Below are 17,310 nucleotides of genomic sequence, written 5' to 3'. Positions count from 1 at the left end.
CCCGCACACTAGGACTTTGAGCTTCAAATTCACCAATTGAATGATTCCACTGAATATAGTCCTTCGCCGCACCACCAGGGGGTTCATATCACGCAAATCAGCGATAGCGATGACAGCGAAAACAACATGTTGCGAAGATGGTAGATCTAATTAGAAAGCAGCCAGTTCTTACTTGATTTGGATTCTTGACATCCACAGGAGGGCTTCTTAAATCGCATGTTGCGTTTGGCGTGGGCGGAAAGGCCAAGATGAATCAGTACCACCAGATGAAGGCGTGAGCAAATAACCAAATGGGGATTCGGTTCCTCTATCTCGCGTTGGTATTTCTCGGTTTGCGCCGTGACGCCCGCTATGTGGCGGGGCTTCCGGCACGCAATTGAACGCAGCTACCCCCGCAGATGCGACGATGGGCTGGCTGCTCCTGGTATTACTACAGGACCCTGTTCATGCCCGTGAGCGGTTATCCGTGCTGAGTTGTTTGCGGAAAGAACATCGAACCCCGAATTCAATTGCAAAGAATTGGGGTTCGATGTTCAAGTACTGGAGTCCGTGGACTAGAGTCCCAGCTTCTCCATCACGATTTCGCGCACGCGGCCGGCGTCAGCCTGTCCGCGGGTGGCCTTCATGACAGGGCCCATCAGCGCGCCGATGGCCTGCATCTTGCCGCCCTTGATCTTCTCGACCACATCAGGCATGGCAGCCATGGCATCATCCACGGCCTTGCCCAATGCATCATCGTCATTCACCACAGCCAAGCTGCGCTTCTCGACGATTTCGCTTGGGGTGCCTTCGCCGGCGATGGCGAATTCCAGCACCTGGCGGGCGATCTTGTCGTTGATCTTCTTCGCCTCGATCAGCGAGTTCAGCTCAACGATGGTCGCAGCGCTCACGCCCAGATCGGCGATGTCCTTGTCCGCGGCCTTGGCCAGTCGGGCGATCTCTCCCATCCACCACTTGCGTGCGACAGCGGCGCTGGCGCCAGCGGCAATGGTCTGCTCGATCTCGTCGAGCACACCGGCGTTGACCACGTCGCGGAATTCCTTGTCCGCGTAGCCCCACTCGGCCTTCAGGCGCTTGCGGCGCTCGGCTGGCGGTTCCGGCAGGCGGCCGCGCAGCTCTTCTACCCATTCGGCGGTGGTGACGATAGGCACCAGATCCGGCTCCGGGAAGTAGCGGTAGTCATCGGCATCCGACTTCGGGCGGCCCGAGGTGGTCGAACGGGTGTCCTCATGCCAGTGGCGGGTTTCCTGGACGATCTTCGCCCCGGAATCCAGCACCGCTGCGTGGCGCTCGATCTCGAAGTGCACGGCATGCTCCACCGCGCGCAGGGAGTTCACGTTCTTGGTTTCGGTACGGGTGCCGAACTTCTCCGCGCCCTTGGGCATCAGCGAGACGTTGGCATCGCAACGCACGTTGCCGCGTTCCATCTTGGCATCCGAAACGCCCAGGTTCTTCACGATTTCGCGCACGGCGGCCACGTAGGCCTTGGCCAGCTCGGGAGCGCGCTTGCCGGCGCCTACGATTGGCTTGGTCACGATCTCCACCAGCGGAACGCCAGCACGGTTGTAGTCAACCAGCGAGTAGTCCGCACCCTGGATGCGTCCGGCAGCGCCACCCATGTGGGTCAGCTTGCCGGCATCTTCTTCCATGTGGGCGCGTTCGATCTCGACGCGGAAGACTTCGCCGTCTTCCAGCTCGATGTCCAGGTAGCCGTCGAAGGCAATTGGATCATCGTACTGGGAGGTCTGGAAGTTCTTCGGGGTATCCGGGTAGAAGTAGTTCTTGCGGGCGAAGCCGCACTTCTGCGCGATCTGGCAGTTCAGTGCCAGGCCGATCAGGATGGAGTACTCCACGGCGGTCTTGTTGACCACCGGCAGCACGCCGGGCAGGCCCAGGTCTACCGGGGTGACGTTGGTGTTCGGGGCATCGCCAAAAGCGTTCGGCGCGTCGGAGAACATCTTGGTCTTGGTGTTCAGCTCAACGTGGACCTCGAAGCCCAGGACCGGGTCGTAGCGATCCAGTGCCTCGTCGAAGTCGACCAGTTCATCGGTGTAGTTGCTCATGGTGCCTAGGCCTCCTGCGCGATCGAAGCGGTGTCAATGGCTGGTGCCTGCGAGATCAGCGAGTGGCCCCACTGCTTCTCGAGCAGGGTTTCCAGTGCTGCGCCGGCACGGTACAAGCGGGCATCCTCGTAGGCCGGGGCCAGGAACTGGATGCCTACCGGCAGGTTCTCGGACAGGCCGCCCGGGACGGTGATGCCCGGAACGCCAGCGAGGTTGGCCGGGATGGTGGCCACGTCGTTGAGGTACATGGCCAGCGGGTCGTTGTCGTTCGCGCCCAGCTCGAAAGCGACGGTCGGCGCGGTGGGGGAAACCAGCACGTCGGCCTGCTCGAAAGCGGCCTCGAAGTCGCGCTGGATCAGCGTGCGGACCTTCTGCGCCGAGCCGTAGTAGGCGTCGTAGTAGCCGGCGGACAGGGCGTAGGTGCCCAGGATGATGCGGCGCTTGACCTCGTCGCCGAAGCCGGCGGCACGGGTGGAGCCCATGACGCGCTCGATGGTCATCGGGCCCTCTTCCGGAAGCACGCGGTGGCCGTAGCGCACACCATCGAACTTGGCCAGGTTGGAGGAAACTTCCGACGGCATGATCAGGTAGTAGGCGCCCAGCGCGTACTTGAAGTTCGGGCAGGAAACCTCGACGATTTCTGCACCGGCGGCCTTGAGCAGTTCCAGCGACTCGTTGAAGCGTGCCTGGACACCTTCCTGGTAGCCTTCGCCGGTCAGTTCCTTGATGACACCAATGCGCAGGCCCTTGATATCCCCGGTGGCGCCGGATTCAGCGGCGGCAACCAGGCCTTCGAGCGGGTTGGGCAGCGAGGTGGAATCCTTGGGATCGTGCCCGCCGATCAGTTCCTGCAGGTAGGCCGAGTCCAGCACGGTACGGGAGACCGGGCCGATCTGGTCCAGCGAGGAGGCCATGGCGATCGCGCCGTAGCGCGAGACGGCACCGAAGGTCGGCTTCACGCCGACGGTACCGGTGACGGCGCCTGGCTGGCGGATGGAGCCGCCGGTGTCGGTGCCCAGTGCCAGCGGAGCTTCGAAGGAGGCCACGGCTGCGGCCGAGCCGCCGCCGGACCCGCCCGGAATGCGGTTCAGGTTCCACGGGTTGCGCGTCACGCCGTAGGCGGAGTGCTCGGTGGAGGAACCCATGGCGAATTCATCCAGGTTGGTCTTGCCCAGCATCGGCAGCTTGGCAGCGCGGATCTTCTCGATCACGGTCGCATCGTAGGGGCTCATCCAGCCTTCGAGCATTTTCGATGCCGCGGTGGTCGGCTGGCCCTTGGTGACGATCAGGTCCTTGATCGCGATGGGCACGCCGGCCAGCGGGTGCAGGGCTTCGGCCTGCGCGCCGCCGGCGGCACGGATGGCGTCAACTTCGGCTGCGACGGCGAGCGCTTCTTCGGCGTTCACGTGCAGGAAGGCATTCAGTGCGCCGTCAACCTCGGCGATGCGGTCCAGGTGGGCCTGGACTGCTTGAACGGAGGTGGCTTCGCCGGCGCGCAGCTTGGCGGCCAGCTCGGTGGCGGAAAGCTTAATCAGTTCATTCACTTGGATTATTCACCATCCAGAATAGCCGGGACCTTGAAGCGGTCCGAGTCCGAATCAGGCGCGTTGAGCAGAACTTCTTCAATGCTCAGCGTCTGCCCCACCGTATCTTCGCGCAACACGTTGGTCAGCGGGATCGGGTGGCTGGTGGCTGGGACGTCGGAGGCGGCGACTTCGCTGACGGACGCGATGGCACCGACGATAGCGTCGAGTTCACCGGTCATTTTGTCCAGCTCTGCGTCGCTCATCTCGATGTGGGCAAGGTGTGCCAGATGCACAACGTCCTCACGGCTGATGGCAGACATGTATCTCCCTAGAATGGCGGTTGGGTTTCATAGACAAGTCTATCCCTTACGCGCCTGCCCCAATGCCTATATGCGGGGCATTAGTTATGCTGTGCGCAATACCAAACCGCTCAGGTCCTGGCCGAGGGCGTTCTCCCAGATCCCGATAACACCGGCTTCGGCGGGATCGCCGGCTACCGGTTTGCGGATGATCACCGCGTCTTTGCCCCGACTCTCGCCGCGGACCAGGATCCGCGGATCCGCGGTAAAGGACTCCGACCGGTGCTGCGGCGTGGCTTTGCCGGCCAGCAGTTCACGTGCCTGGGCGATGAAAATGGGGTCGCCGGCGGCGTCATAGACAAAGCGGGTGCCCAGAATCGCGTGCTCGCTCGTTCCCAGCAGGTAGCGTTCCGCGCCGTCCACCGGGGCATCCCGATAGGTCAGCGGGACGTGGTAAATCACGTCAGAGGTATCGCTGTGGTCTGCGTAGAAGCTCAGCTCGATACCGACTTCACCCTGCGGGTCTTCCAGGCGGAATCCGCCAACACTTTCAAGTTTCGGCGCGCCCTGGCCGGTGTAGAACTCCTGCTTGGCCAGCCAGGCTGCCACCAACTCGGTCTTGGTTGGAGACATGGTGGTGTTGTAGACGATTCCCATGAGCTTAGTCTGTCAATTGCTGGTATTAGGCACAAGTGTTGGCGCAATGGTTCTTTGGCCAGCTGATAGCTCCTACGATGGTTTCATGCACACACATGAGCCGTGGGATGAAGTTCAGCAGGCGCAGCAGTACGGGCAGAACCTGCTGCGGGATGCCGCCATTGAACTGCGCGAGTCTGAGCACGAGGACTTCTCGGTCATGGCCGGGTGGTGGAACGATCCGGCCTGGGCGGTGCTCCAGCAACGAACCATCAAACCGCGTCCCGGGGCTCCGCTCGTGGAAATGTTCGCACAGTGGAGCGAGAACAAGCCCTCTTCCGGCGATGCCGGCTTCAGCATCTTCGAGCGCGGCAGCGGAACCTTCATCGGGCACATCACGCTGCATGGCGGCCAGTTGCCCCATCGCGCCGCTGAAATGGCGGTGATGATCGGCCCGGACTTCGTCGGCCAGGGTTTCGGCACCCGTGCCACCGCGTTGATGTCCGGCTATGGTTTCCGCGAGTTGGGACTGCACCGGATTAGCCTGTGCGTTGCCGCCTTCAACCAGCGGGCCATCCGGGCTTATGAGAAAGCCGGGTATACCCAGGAGGGGCGCCAACGCGAGGTGTACTTCCACAATGGCGTATTCCACGACCAGGTGCAGCTGAGCCTGCTCGCCGGCGAATACTTCGCCCAGCGGGGCTGAGCAGCACCCCGCGGTACTATTTGGCTGCTTCCTCCAGCATGGACTTCACCAGCGGTCCCGCCGTCTGGGCTCCGCCGTCTCCATCCTCGACGAACGCGGCAACCGCCAGATCGCCTTGGGCGGCGATGGCCCAGGCATGCGCGTTCTTTTCGCCGTCGTATTCGGCGGTGCCGCTCTTGCCGATGATCTTTCCGCTGCCTACCGCTTTCAGGTCCTTCAGGGTTCCGTGGTCCACGACCTCGGCCATCATGGTGGACAGCTGCCCTGCTTCCTCTTCGCTCAGCGTGGAAGCCGGCTTGGCAGGTGCCTGGGGTTCTGGCGCCAGGATCAGCTTGGGCTGCACCGTGGACTTCGCCTGGATCGATGCCATCACGGTGGCCATGCCCAGTGGCGATGCTTCCACCACGCCCTGGCCAATCATGTTCGCGGCCTGGGTGGTGCCTTCAGAATCTTCGGGCACCGAACCGAACACTGCACCGGCACCGGTTCCGTCCTCTGCCAGCAAGCCGAGAGCAGCCGCGGCTTCAGCCAGGTTCTTGCCGCCAATTTCCGTTCCCTGATTCACAAAGACCGTGTTGCAGGACTGCGCGATTGCTTCGGATAGCGGGATGGTGCCTACGGCGGCAGCAGGATAGCCGTCATAGTTCTTGAAGCTCTTGCCATCCACCACCGTGGTTGCCGGGCACTTGACCTCGGTACCCGGTGTCGCTCCGTCACGCAGCATCGCCAAGGCGCTCACGACCTTGAAGGAAGAACCCGGTGCATAGGAAGCTTGCAAGGAGGTGTTCAGCCCGGAAGAAACCGGGCCCGAGGAGGCCGCGAGGACGCTGCCGTCAGAGGGCCGAATGACCACGATGGCAGAGTTCGATTCGGCTTCGGCCAGCAGTTCATCCGCGGTTTCCTGCAGTCCGGTGTCCAAAGTGGTCTTCAGGTCCTTGCCTGCTACCGGGGCTGTGGTGATCAGTTCCGCTACCGCTTCATCTTCAGCGTTGTACTGCGATACCGAGACTCCTGCAGTTCCCGCGAGGGTGTCATTGTAGGCGGCTTGCAATCCTGATTGGCCTACCTGGTCACCGGCCTTGACCTTGCCTTCAGACTTCTCGATATTCTCGGCGGTGGCCTTGCCAACGCTGCCTAGCAGCGGGCGGGCGAAGGAGCGAGTGGGTGCCAAGGGCAGCTCGTCGTTGTGGAAGCCGGCACCCGGAATGCCCTTGATTTCCTCGTCGGTGACTTCCCGCGTTGCGTCATCGCGCAAGACAATAGCTTCCACCCAGGCTTTGTCGCCAGCGGCCATCACTCGTTGCGCATAGGCCTGTTCATCGATGTCCACGAGCTTGGCCAGTTTCTTCGCCGAGCTTTCCCAGTTTTCTTTTCCGGTGTGGGTCTTATCCATGCCAACACGAATCACCGGCCGATTGGAGACAATGCTTTCGCCTTCAGCATCGGTGATGCTGCCTCGTGCTGCAGGGTCGAAGGCCGCTTTGAGGTAGTCGCCGGTTTCGAACTCAGGGGCAAGAATTGACGGGTCAAAGCGCAGTTTCCAGGAATCGGATTCCTTGTCGAATTCCCACACAGCCTGGGTGTCGTAGCTCAGATCCTTGTCCGACTTGTCGATATCCCATACCGTGGTGATGCTCGCGGTAGCTGTCTTGACCCCATCTTGCTCTTCTTCGTCTTCGGCCACCGAACGAACGGTGCTCGTGTGCTTGATTTCGCCCATGGTGCCTAAGGCGGTTTCCTGGGCTTTCGCTGCATCTTCTGGGCTGGTCCCAGCGAATTGCACTGAGCCGAAATCGCCGCTATTCATGGCGGATACCAGTGCATCGGCCGAAGGCGCCGGGTCTGGCGCGCCAGCGCTGCAGGCACTTAGTGCGCCCATGGCCAGGGACGCAACGGACAGGGCGGCAACACTTCGGCGAATAGCACTCATGGCGCCATTCTATTCACGCGCTCGGACAGACCACAACGTGTGTCCGCCGAAGTCATGGGCGGTTCACCTGGATCCAGGCTGAATCCATCTTGGCTGCAGGCTATAGGCGTAGACAACCAATTCGATATCGGTGTTCGGCACAAACCAGTCGCGTTCGGGATAGTGGACGAATCCGAGGGATTCATACAGTCCCCGGGCAGAATCCCAGCTGCTGCCGGTAGTCAGGGAGACGGCATTGATTCCTGGAATGAGCCGGGCGCGCTCGATGGCGGCCTGCACCATGCTCCGGCCAACACCCCTGCGCTGCGCGGCCGGATCAACGCTGAGCATGCGGATTTCCAGCTCGTCCGCTCTGGCAATGTCCGCATAGTCGCTGCCCGCCCGGATCAAGGTCATGGAACCGATGATCTCTTCTTCCCGGCGCACCACGTAGATTTCGGTCTGGGCCGCACGCTCGGCCACCTTGCGCACGAAGTCCAGGTACTCGTTATCCGGGCTGTCGAAATGCCCAGCGGCAAAATAGGACTCTGCGGTCAGCTCCCCCACACGCTGGTAGTGCTAGGGAGCAGCCAGTTCAATCGACAAGTCGCCAATGCTGGTTGAAAAAGTTTGCGCGTCAGTCATGATGCTCCAAGTGTGCCACGAGCTCAGATGGTTTTCTGCACGTCACCGAACCCAAGGCAAATGATGCTCTGGCTGAAATTTTTGCGGAGCAATTCTTCTCTGATCTGCAGTGATTCGCGGTGGGAATTAGTGCCTTGCGAATAACTGGGAGAAAAACTTGCCCGCAAGTTTGTTAATGGAGTTAACTAACCCTGTGACTTCCCCACGCAAGGACTGGAATGTGCTGTCGCACGGCAGCGCTATTTTGCCCTCCCATGGGAGGGAGCACAACCTCTCTCTGGTTCTGCAAACACTTTCGGACCAAGGCGCTTCGAGCCGTGCCGATCTGGCACGCGCTACCGGCCTGACACGTGTCACCGTCTCGGAACTGGTCGCGGAATTGATCAACCGCTCGCACGTCATTGAGACCGGGCAGCAAGAGCAAAAACGCCCCGGCAAGCCCTCCACCCTCGTCGATTTGAATCGCCCGGGGCTCAGGATCATCGGCGTGGACTTATCCGGCGTTGTCCCGTTCCGGGCGGCCATCATGGATCTGGATGGCGCCATCCTCAAGAGTTTTTCTGCCCAGGCACGTGAAGCAACCGGTGAGGCCGCGACGGTCCAGCTCCTGGAGCTGCTCGACACCGCCCTAGCCGAATGCGACGCACCGGTTCTGGGCGTGGGCATTGGCTCGCCCGGTGTAGTGACCGATCGGGGAATTGTCGTCGCAGCCGAAAAGTTCGGTTGGCGCGACTACGACCTGCGATCTGCGGTCGAGCAGGCTACCGGCCTGGCCGCTCATGTCCTCAATGACGCCGACTGCGCCATCCTTTCCGAGCACACGTTCGGCCAAGGCAGCGACCACATGATCTTGCTGCGTCTGGGGCGCGGTGTGGGCTGTGGCGTCATCACCCACAACATCCTGGTGCGCGGCTCGGATTTCGCCGCCGGCGAGCTGGGCCATGTCCGCCAGCGTGCGCAGGACACTGCCTTATGCAGCTGCGGGCAAATCGGCTGCCTGGAAGCCTATGCTTCCGTTCCTGCAATCTGGAAGTCCCTGGCCGAGGGGGAACCAAAGGAACAGCTGGATCAGCGGATCGCCGCGTATCTTGCTGGCGCAATTGCCCCGCTTCTTTCGGTACTCGACATTCGCGATGTCATTTTCACCGGGACCCCGGAAGTCGTGGATCAGCCTCTCGCGCAAGCGCTACGCGAAGCACTGGCCCTGCGCTCGCATACGGCACGCGCCGAGAACTTCCGGCTTTCGCTGAGCGAAGATCCAGAGCATCTGGTGCTCCGAGGTTGCGCGGTCAACGTGCTATTCCATGAACTGGGGATCACCTAGCGGGGCCGCCCGGTTTCTCCATACCTGTATTCCACTAATCATCACTGCCAAGATCGGAGAGTGCCCACCATGCGAGTGCTCATTGGTTCATCCCCTGAAGAAGTTGCACGCATCGCTGCCGACAACGTGTTGGCCGGCCTGGCCCACCACAGCGCTGGAGCCCCCTCGAATTTGGGGCTTGCCACAGGTTCGTCTCCGTTGGGCCTGTACCGTGAACTTTCCCGTGCGGTCCAGGAAGGCCGTGCCGACTTCACCGATACCCAGGGTTTCGCCTTGGATGAGTACATCGGGATCCCGGACACCCACGAACAGTCCTACCGCCAGACGCTGATCAACGAGGTCTGCAATGTCATCGGCTTGCCTGCCCGCTGCCTGCATGTACCGCAGGGCATGGCCGCATCCGTGGAAGCCATCGAGACGGCGGCCCGGGCTTACGATGCCTCCATCGCCCAGGCCGGTGGCATCCACGTACAGATTCTGGGTATCGGATCCAATGGGCATCTGGGCTTCAACGAACCAGGCAGCGCGCTGCGAAGCCGCACCCGCATCAAGCGCCTCGCGGCCAATACCCGTGAAGACAACGCCCGGTTCTTCGACGGCATCGAGCACGTTCCCACCCACTGCGTCACCCAGGGACTAGGTACTATTCTTGACGCCGGCCGCTTGGTCCTGGTGGCTGTAGGCGCGGGCAAGGCCCAAGCCATTGCCGCTGCCGTAGAAGGGCCGCTGTCAGCTTCCTGCCCGGCATCCGTCCTGCAGCTGCACCAGGATGCAGTGGTAGTAGTTGATGAAGCGGCAGCCAAGGGGCTGAAACTGCGTGAATACTACGATGACGCGGCTGAGGAACTGACCGTCGTAGACCTCGTGGTCAGCTAAACCGCCCAGCCAATGGCATACTGAAGCCATGGCCGTCTACTTTGAATGCGTTACGCTTTGCGGTGCTTCACGTGCCGACCTCTTCGAGAAATCGCTCAGCATCGACGCGCACGCCGGTTCAATGGCCGATTCGCAGGAAAAGGCCGTGGCGGGGGTTACCAGCGGCGCTATCGGATTAGGCGAGCAGGTCACCTGGCGTGCCAAGCATTTCGGCATCCCCTTCCGGATGACCTCGAGGATTTCCGACCTGGATGCCCCGCACACGTTCACCGACCAGCAGGAGCGAGGGCCTTTCAAGTCCTTCCACCACGTCCATGAATTCTACGAGTCGGACCAGGGGACGTTGATGGTGGACAAGATCCGCTTCAGCGCTCCATTGGGTCCCTTGGGCTGGCTAGCCGAGCGGCTCGTGCTTGGCTGGTACCTGCCCAAGCTCATCCGGATCCGCAACGACTACCTGGTCAACGCGCAAGGCTAATCCTGCTCGCTAGCGGTCCTGTGGCTCGATGACCACAGCCCACTGGCGCACCGCGCAGGAGTCGGATTCCCCGCATTCTCCGGTCTGCGGCTGCGCCTGGACGATGACGGCCATCGGGCTGGGCAATTCATTGGGAACCACCGGAAGCACATGGCTGAACGAACCGTCGGTGTTAACCGGGATCTTCAGATCCGGGCCTTGATCCGATATGGCTTCGCCCCGCTCCAAGATGACGGAGTACACGGTTGCAGTGCGGATTGGAAGTTGGATCCGAGGGCTCATCGCCGTCGGCCTGCGAGGGGAATTATTGACGGCTCCACGTGTACAGTGGATTAGTCGCCACGACGGCAGTAAACCGCTACCCCTATCAAGGCCAATGACCCCGATGCAGCAGACCTCGACAGCCAGCTCACCTCTTTCGGTGCGAAAAATCGCTTTAGTGGTTTCGCACGTGCTCTCCCCCATTATCCTGGCTACCGTGTTGCTGCTGGCAACGCCATGGCGGGATTCCTCAGTGCGCTGGACCGAGTCGATTGTTGCAGCCCTGTTCACCACGATTATTCCGTGGCTGATCCTGGCCGGGGCGAAACTGCGCGGCAAGGTCACCGATATGCACGTGACCGTACGGCGTCAGCGGCATGGGATCTATGCCTATACCGCAGGATTGATCCTGTGCGGCCTGCTCGTGCTGCGGGTCATGGATGCCGGTTCCGGGATCTTCCTCGAAGTGCTCAGCATCCTGCTTGGATTGGCGCTTGTTGCCGTGATCAATTTGTGGTGGAAGGTCTCGGTGCACCTGGCTGTGGGCACCTACGTTGTTTTGCAGGTGGCGGGACAGCAGGCCGAGCTGATGCCGCTAGTGGTGTTCTTCCTTGCGGTGCTTTCCTGGGCCCGGATCCGCAGCTACCAGCACACCGCCACACAGGTGTGCGGCGGTGTAGCTGTGGGCATCGCCATCCATTACGCGCATCAGTGGATAGCAGCTTTGCTTCCCTAGGCGCTAGGCTCCGCGAGCTTGGCTGGATCCACCAATCCGGCGTACTGCCAGCCCGGGTTGCTGCTGGGCCTGCCTACCTGGCATCCGGCTTCCTCTGCAATCAGCGCGCCGGCAGCCCAGTCATACTCCTGGGTGCCATATTCGGCGTAGGCGTCCAAAGACCCCTCGGCCACCAGGCACAGGTCCAGCGCGGCCGAGCCGAGTCGGCGCACATTGACGTAGTCCTGGAGCATCTGCCCGAGCACTTGGGCTTGGAACTGGCGGCGCTGGGAATCATAGCCGAAGCCAGTTGCCAGGATCCTGGTCTCGGATTCGGCCGGCCCGGTGAGCTGTGTGAGCTTCCCGGATCGCAGATCAAGCTTCCATGCACCCAATCCCTTTCCGGCGAAGTATTCCACCTGCAATGCAGGGGCGACGATGGCCGCGGCTACCCAGGTCTCGCTGCCATCCTCATTGCGTTGGCAGACGCCCACCGAGGAGCAGTAATAGGCGATGTTGCGCACGAAGTTCGTGGTGCCGTCCAGCGGATCAATGCTCCAGCGCAAGCCGCTCGGGTTCGCAGGCTTGGCACTTGGATATTCCTCGCCGGTCAATTCGTCGTTGGGCCGGGAGGTCAGGATGGCCGCGCGAATTGCTTCCTCGGCGGCACGGTCGAAGTCGGTCACCCAGTCCCCGGCCGCCGACTTGTCGGTGAGGTTAAACTGCGATTCATCGCGGCGGCTGAGTACTTCGGCGCCGGCGGCGGCGGCCCGGCGGGCAACCATTACCAGCGGATCATGAGTCACTGCGCGGTCCATTTCTAGCCTTCCGTTGGTGCGGCGAGGGCTACCTCGCGCGCTGCGTCTGGGCCCTGTTCAAGCAGGACGCCGAATCCGGTTTCGTCCAGTACCGGAACACCCAGGGACTGGGCTTTGTCCAGCTTTGACCCTGCGGCTTCGCCGGCCACCAGGAAGTCCGTCTTCTTCGAAACGCTGCCGGTGGCCTTGCCGCCACGGACAATGATCGCTTCCTTGGCGGTATCGCGGGAATAGTCTTCCAAGGTACCGGTCACTACAATGGCCAAGCCTTCGAGGTTCTTGGTGATGTTCGCATCTTGCTCGTCTTCCATCTTCACCCCAGCGGCCTGCCAGGAGGAGACAATTTCACGGTGCCAATCCACTTTGAACCAGTCCACCAGCGCTTCGGCAATGATTGATCCGACGGAATCGATTTCGCTCAGTTCAGCCTCGGCGTTGCCCGAGTCAAGGACCTCGAGCAGGGCATCCATGGAACCGTAGCGGGTGGCAATGGCCCGCGAAGCGTTCGGGCCAACGTGGCGGATGGACAGTGCCACCAGCACGCGCCACAGCGGGTTGCCCTTGGCCTTTTCCAGCTCATCGAGCAGCTTCATGGTGCTCTTGGTTGGCTCAGACGGCTTCTTGGCGGTGGCCTTGGAGTAGAAGTACGGGACGAGCTCGAAAATGCCGGTGCCTTCCCCCTTGGAACGCTTTTCCCGCCATACCTTCACCTCGCCAAGCTCGTCGAGCATGTCCTTGAGGTTGAACAGTTCGGCTTCGTTTTTCAGCGGGCCGGGGCCAGCAGGCAGAATGATGCCGCCCTGGGTGGCAGGGTCCTCGCCCGGACCGCTGGTCAGGGCCGCTGCTGCTTCGTAGCCCAGTGCCTCGATATCAAGGGCGCTGCGTCCGCCGAGGTAGGCCACGCGTTCGGTGAGCTGGGCCGGGCAGGATTCAGCGTTGAGGCAACGAATGTCCACATCGCCTTCCTTGGCCGGCGCCAGTGGCTGCCCGCAGGATGGGCATTCGACAGGCATGACGAAATCACGCAGGTCATCGTTGCCCTCACGCAGTGGCAGCACCGGGCCAACAATTTCAGGAATGACGTCTCCCGCCTTGCGCAGGATAATGGTGTCGCCAATCTTGACGTTCTTCGCCTTGACGACTTCCTGGTTGTGCAGGGTCGCGCGGGCAACGGTGGAGCCAGCGACGAGGACCGGTTCCATCACGCCGAAAGGCGTCACGCGGCCGGTGCGCCCCACCTGGACCTGGATGTCCAGCAGCTTGGTGTGCACTTCTTCTGGCGGGTACTTGTAGGCGACAGCCCAGCGTGGAACACGCGAGGTGTAGCCCAGCTGTTCCTGGGTGGCCAGGTCATCGACCTTGATGACGATGCCATCGATGTCATGGATCAAGTCGTGGCGCTTCTCGCCGTGCTCGGCAATGTAGTCCTTGGCTTCCTGGCGGCTGCCGACAACGCGGCCGTAGGGCGAAACCGGAAGACCCCAGTTGCGCATCAGCTCGTAAGCCTGGGACTGTTCAGCAAGGTTGAAATCGCGGCTGCGGCCCAGTCCGTGCACGAACATGCGCAGCGGACGCTTGGCAGTCTGTTCCGGGTCCTTCTGGCGCAAGGACCCGGCGGCCGCGTTGCGCGGGTTGGCCAGGGGCGCCTTGCCCTGGGCAATCAACGCTTCGTTGAACTTGTTGAAGTCATCGGTGGCAATGAAAACTTCGCCGCGGACTTCGAATTCTTCGGGCCAGCCGGTGCCGGACAACTCCTGCGGGATGTCGCCGATGGTCAGCGCATTGTGGGTAACGTCTTCACCGGTGGTGCCGTCGCCGCGGGTAGCTGCACGCACCAGCTTGCCCTGGCGGTAGGTCAGGTTCAGTGCCAGGCCATCGATTTTGACTTCGCACAGCCACTTGACCGGGGTTTGCGGGTGCAGGCGTTCGGCATTGACCTGGGCACGTTCGAGCCACGCTTCGAGTTCATCAAGTGAGAAAACGTCTTCCAGCGAGTACATGCGGCTTGCGTGGGTGACCGATGCGAAGGCGGCGGAAACTTCGCCGCCGACTTCCTGCGTGGGCGAATCCTGTCCAGCCAGGATGGGATAGGTTGCCTCGAGCAGCTGGAGCTCATGGAACAACGCATCGTATTGCGCGTCGGAGACCAGAGGAGCATCGTTTTGGTAGTACGCCTCGCGGTGGGCACGGATCTGCTCGACCAGCTGTTCATAGCGGGACTTGTCAGCTTCTGGCGGAACGTTGGAGGGCTCAACTGGTGTTACGTCTTTTTCACTCACGTATTCAATTGTGCCCCACCGGCGGACAGTTTAGCTGGCTTGGAGCCCTAGTTCCCAGGTGCGTCAATTTGTGCGGACTCGGCTGCCAGCACATCAAGGACAATCACCGCGATGTTGTCCCGGCCGCCAGCTTCCAGTGCGGCCCCGGTGAGAATCCGGGCCGCTTCGGTGCGGTCCTTGTAGTTCACCAGCAAGGTCTGCAAGATGTCTTCGGTCAGTTCGCCCGAGAGCCCGTCGCTGCACAGCATGTAGCGGTCGCCGATGCGCGGCTGCAAGACGGTGAGATCCGGCTGGCTTTCGGCGCCGGCGCCAAGCGCACGGGTAATCAGATTCCGGTGCGGATGATTGCGGGCTTCCAACTCGGTGATCTGCCCGGCATCCACCATTTCCTGCACGGCCGAGTGGTCACGGGTCAGCTGCTGCAGGGCGCCATCACGCAGCCGGTATCCGCGCGAGTCCCCCACGTTGACCAGCAACAGGCTCGGGATTTCATCGGCGACCACCGCGATCGGCTCGGTAGCTGGAGCCAAACTGGCGCGGTGGTTCTCCAGCATTTGCGGAGTGATCTTGGAGATGACATCAGTGTTCTGCGTCATCGCGAAACTTGAGGTCCAGGGCGGCACCGCGGCCAGTGGAGCGGTCACATTGTCCCGGCCTTTGCCCGGGGTCTTGATCTGCACCAATGCGCACAAGGTAGTGCCGCCACGTGATTCAAGCGCTTCGCGAATGCGGTCATCAGCCAGTTGCACCTGGCGCTGGACATCCGGCACGGATGGCAGTTTCCGAACCGACGTCTTATTGGCGAAGGTGCAGATTTCCTGCATCGTTTCCACCGCAAGCTGGCTGGCCACCTCGCCAGCTTCGTGACCGCCCATGCCGTCGGCTACCGCATACACGATGTCGTGCATCAGGATGCGGTCCTGGTTTTGCGTTCGTTTCCGGCCCACGTCCGTCAGCCCTGCCGCGGCGAGGATGAACGGTACCGGTGCTGGTTCTTTAGCCACTAGTCAATCACCAGTCCTGCTCCCTCGCCTGCGGAGAGCTCATAGGGTTGAATGTCTCCAAAGCCGCGCACCGCGGTGATTTCCTGGGCGGTGAGCACAAAGCGTGCGTCATTGCGCAGGGTGTTTGCGGTAATCGCGTCGGTCAGCACGGTGCCCGGTTCCGCCAGCGAGGTCAGCCGAGCCGCCATGTTCACCGTAGGACCATAGATATCGCCCAGGCGTGAGAGCAGCCGGCCCCAGACCACCGCGCCGCGGGTTTGCGGGAAGAGCTCGTCCTTGGCCAGCTCGCGCGACAAGGACAGCGCAATCTCGGCGCCGGCCTGCGGGGTTTCGGCCACGTAGAGCACTTCATCGCCAATGGTCTTGACCAGGCGGCCACCGCCCACGGAAATGACCTCGGCGCATTTGGCTTCGAAGCGCTGCACCAGCTGGGCCAGGGTGCGCTCGTTCATGCGGCGCGACAGCGAAGTGTAGGAGACCAGGTCGGCAAAGCCCACCGCACGGGCCAGTGGCAGCGGGGTGCCGCCATCTTCGTCGCCACGGTCTTGGTTGTAGGCAGCCACTCCGGTTTCCACCCGCAATGCCATGCGGTGCACGGCAGAGTTCAGCTGGCGGCGCCATGAGTAGAGCAGCAGGTCTTCAATCGCTGGAATGATTTCGGGCAGCAGGCCGAAAAGCTGGCGGCGCGCCTGGCGATCCGACATGTTCTGGTTGGCGATCATGTCCTCAACCAGTGCTTCGATCTGCCACACCACCATGCGGTCAGTCATCTGGCCAACCGAACGCATCAGGGAAATGGCGGTTTCTTCGGTCAGCTTGCCTTCGCGGACCATCCCCACCATGGTGCCCAGGGCTTCCTTGTCGGCCTGGGTGAAGAACACTTCATCATCGCTGAGTTCAGGGAAGCCGATGGCGCGCCAGAGCTTGCGCGCGGAGTGCAGGGAAACACCGGCCTCGGAAGCGACCTCGCGGCGACGGAATTCGCGTTGGCCGCCGATGAGCCGCCTTTCCAGCGAAGCGACGGTATCGCGGACAGCGTCGGGGGTGTGGGCCGGAATGCGCAAGGGGCCTTCCATGGCCTGCGCAAGTTCGAAAATTGGATCCGACTCGGCCGGTGTGGCCACAGGGGGGTGCTGGCGGGCGCCGCGGACAGCCTCGGCGGCGGACTGCGGAGAGTCTGCTCGGGGTGTGTTGGTGTGCTCGGTGCTCATGCCCCCATGCCCTCACTGTTCGTCGTTTCGGTGTGCGCCGCATTCTGGTTGCTGCGCAGGTTCGCCATCGCCTCCATTGCCAGGGAACGGAAATACGGTACCGAGGGGACATGTGAGAGTCTCACGTATCCCTGGTTCAGCACGATATCCAAGGTTCCCGCACGCGTCATGGTGTTCTTCGCCTTGCTGTGCGCGACGAGGTCGCGAACTGTAAATAATCCTACAGATTGCAGCTTGCCATCGTTGTATGTGGGCCGGAACATGATCCGCTCGGTGGTCAAGACGATTTGGCTGCGTAGCCACCGGGCCCAGGGAATCACGCTCCAGATCAGCACCAGTGCGGCCCAGAGAACCACCGAAACGACCATCCACACATTCGCGTTGCCAGCTAGCCAGTCCGAGAGATCGTCCCGGGAGAGATAGCCCAACGAGAAGGTGCACACGGCAGTCAATACGAGGAAGGCTCCCACGGGCTGGCGCAGCACTCGCGAATGTTCACGAGTTTTGATAATCACTCGTTCCCTTTCATGCAGCGGCAACTTCATCGTGTTGTTCCTCGC

At 61.8% G+C, this 17,310-nt stretch carries 17 protein-coding genes; 5 read left to right on the top strand and 12 right to left on the bottom strand.

Going from position 1 to position 17,310, the window contains the following annotated elements; translation table 11 throughout:
• Window positions 1-554: 554 nt before the first annotated feature.
• From gatB to ACIOTL_RS11030, 4 genes are all read right to left on the bottom strand, one after another.
• Complete coding sequence (gene gatB, locus ACIOTL_RS11045) at window positions 555-2,063, bottom strand: Asp-tRNA(Asn)/Glu-tRNA(Gln) amidotransferase subunit GatB (protein ID WP_400342639.1); 1,509 nt, start codon at window positions 2,061-2,063, stop codon at window positions 555-557.
• Between the two features lie 5 nt (window positions 2,064-2,068).
• A complete protein-coding gene (gene gatA / locus ACIOTL_RS11040; protein ID WP_400342637.1) occupies window positions 2,069-3,607 on the bottom strand; it encodes an Asp-tRNA(Asn)/Glu-tRNA(Gln) amidotransferase subunit GatA in 1,539 nt (512 codons plus the stop codon).
• Between the two features lie 5 nt (window positions 3,608-3,612).
• Window positions 3,613-3,909, bottom strand: a complete 297-nt coding sequence (gene gatC, locus ACIOTL_RS11035) for an Asp-tRNA(Asn)/Glu-tRNA(Gln) amidotransferase subunit GatC (RefSeq protein WP_038989805.1) — start codon at window positions 3,907-3,909, stop codon at window positions 3,613-3,615.
• A gap of 84 nt (window positions 3,910-3,993) precedes the next feature.
• Window positions 3,994-4,545 carry a hypothetical protein gene (locus tag ACIOTL_RS11030; protein ID WP_400342635.1) on the bottom strand — a complete coding sequence of 184 codons (552 nt, stop codon included), beginning with the start codon at window positions 4,543-4,545 and terminating at the stop codon, window positions 3,994-3,996.
• A gap of 85 nt (window positions 4,546-4,630) precedes the next feature.
• Between ACIOTL_RS11030 and ACIOTL_RS11025 the strand changes: the two genes are divergently transcribed.
• On the top strand, window positions 4,631-5,230 hold the full coding sequence (locus ACIOTL_RS11025; RefSeq protein WP_166650655.1) for a GNAT family N-acetyltransferase: 600 nt from the start codon (window positions 4,631-4,633) through the stop codon (window positions 5,228-5,230).
• Window positions 5,231-5,246: 16 nt separating this feature from the next.
• On the opposite strand, the gene ACIOTL_RS11020 is transcribed toward ACIOTL_RS11025, so the two are convergent.
• Window positions 5,247-7,160 carry a penicillin-binding transpeptidase domain-containing protein gene (locus ACIOTL_RS11020; protein ID WP_400342633.1) on the bottom strand — a complete coding sequence of 638 codons (1,914 nt, stop codon included), beginning with the start codon at window positions 7,158-7,160 and terminating at the stop codon, window positions 5,247-5,249.
• A gap of 63 nt (window positions 7,161-7,223) precedes the next feature.
• Window positions 7,224-7,706 (bottom strand): GNAT family N-acetyltransferase, encoded by a 483-nt coding sequence (locus ACIOTL_RS11015; protein WP_400342632.1) that lies wholly within the window; start codon window positions 7,704-7,706, stop codon window positions 7,224-7,226.
• A gap of 271 nt (window positions 7,707-7,977) precedes the next feature.
• On the opposite strand from ACIOTL_RS11015, the gene ACIOTL_RS11010 reads away from it, so the two are divergent.
• From ACIOTL_RS11010 to ACIOTL_RS11000, 3 genes are all read left to right on the top strand, one after another.
• Window positions 7,978-9,108 carry an ROK family transcriptional regulator gene (locus ACIOTL_RS11010; protein ID WP_400342631.1) on the top strand — a complete coding sequence of 377 codons (1,131 nt, stop codon included), beginning with the start codon at window positions 7,978-7,980 and terminating at the stop codon, window positions 9,106-9,108.
• A 69-nt stretch (window positions 9,109-9,177) separates the two neighbouring features.
• Entirely contained in the window at window positions 9,178-9,984 is an 807-nt protein-coding gene (locus ACIOTL_RS11005; RefSeq protein WP_332487858.1) for a glucosamine-6-phosphate deaminase, read from the top strand.
• 28 nt (window positions 9,985-10,012) lie between these two features.
• Complete coding sequence (locus ACIOTL_RS11000; protein ID WP_332503376.1) at window positions 10,013-10,462, top strand: SRPBCC family protein; 450 nt, start codon at window positions 10,013-10,015, stop codon at window positions 10,460-10,462.
• 9 nt (window positions 10,463-10,471) lie between these two features.
• Here the strand turns inward: ACIOTL_RS11000 and ACIOTL_RS10995 are convergent, their stop codons facing one another.
• On the bottom strand, window positions 10,472-10,744 hold the full coding sequence (locus ACIOTL_RS10995) for a hypothetical protein (RefSeq protein ID WP_332594781.1): 273 nt from the start codon (window positions 10,742-10,744) through the stop codon (window positions 10,472-10,474).
• Between the two features lie 157 nt (window positions 10,745-10,901).
• Here ACIOTL_RS10995 and ACIOTL_RS10990 point away from each other — a divergent pair, with 157 nt between their 5' ends.
• Window positions 10,902-11,459, top strand: coding sequence for a hypothetical protein (locus ACIOTL_RS10990; protein WP_332487793.1), 558 nt, complete (start codon window positions 10,902-10,904; stop codon window positions 11,457-11,459).
• Here the strand turns inward: ACIOTL_RS10990 and ACIOTL_RS10985 are convergent.
• The 5 genes from ACIOTL_RS10985 to ACIOTL_RS10965 are packed head-to-tail and all read right to left on the bottom strand — an operon-like array spanning window position 11,456 to window position 17,295.
• Window positions 11,456-12,244 carry an inositol monophosphatase family protein gene (locus ACIOTL_RS10985; protein ID WP_400342629.1) on the bottom strand — a complete coding sequence of 263 codons (789 nt, stop codon included), beginning with the start codon at window positions 12,242-12,244 and terminating at the stop codon, window positions 11,456-11,458. The two genes, ACIOTL_RS10990 and ACIOTL_RS10985, sit on opposite strands and share 4 nt — an antisense overlap.
• A gap of 14 nt (window positions 12,245-12,258) precedes the next feature.
• Window positions 12,259-14,535: an NAD-dependent DNA ligase LigA gene (gene ligA, locus ACIOTL_RS10980; protein ID WP_400342627.1), complete on the bottom strand. Its 2,277-nt coding sequence runs from the start codon at window positions 14,533-14,535 to the stop codon at window positions 12,259-12,261.
• Window positions 14,536-14,582: 47 nt separating this feature from the next.
• Window positions 14,583-15,539: a PP2C family protein-serine/threonine phosphatase gene (locus tag ACIOTL_RS10975; protein ID WP_400342625.1), complete on the bottom strand. Its 957-nt coding sequence runs from the start codon at window positions 15,537-15,539 to the stop codon at window positions 14,583-14,585.
• On the bottom strand, window positions 15,539-16,750 hold the full coding sequence (locus ACIOTL_RS10970) for an adenylate/guanylate cyclase domain-containing protein (protein ID WP_105657141.1): 1,212 nt from the start codon (window positions 16,748-16,750) through the stop codon (window positions 15,539-15,541). The genes ACIOTL_RS10975 and ACIOTL_RS10970 overlap by 1 nt, the downstream gene beginning before the upstream one ends.
• Window positions 16,747-17,295 (bottom strand): hypothetical protein, encoded by a 549-nt coding sequence (locus ACIOTL_RS10965; protein WP_133833027.1) that lies wholly within the window; start codon window positions 17,293-17,295, stop codon window positions 16,747-16,749. Before ACIOTL_RS10965 ends, ACIOTL_RS10970 begins: the two co-directional genes overlap by 4 nt.
• Window positions 17,296-17,310 lie beyond the last annotated feature (15 nt).

The organism is Glutamicibacter sp. NPDC087673 (assembly GCF_044743255.1).
Lineage (GTDB): Bacteria > Actinomycetota > Actinomycetes > Actinomycetales > Micrococcaceae > Glutamicibacter.
This window is presented reverse-complemented; position numbering and strand designations above follow the sequence as displayed.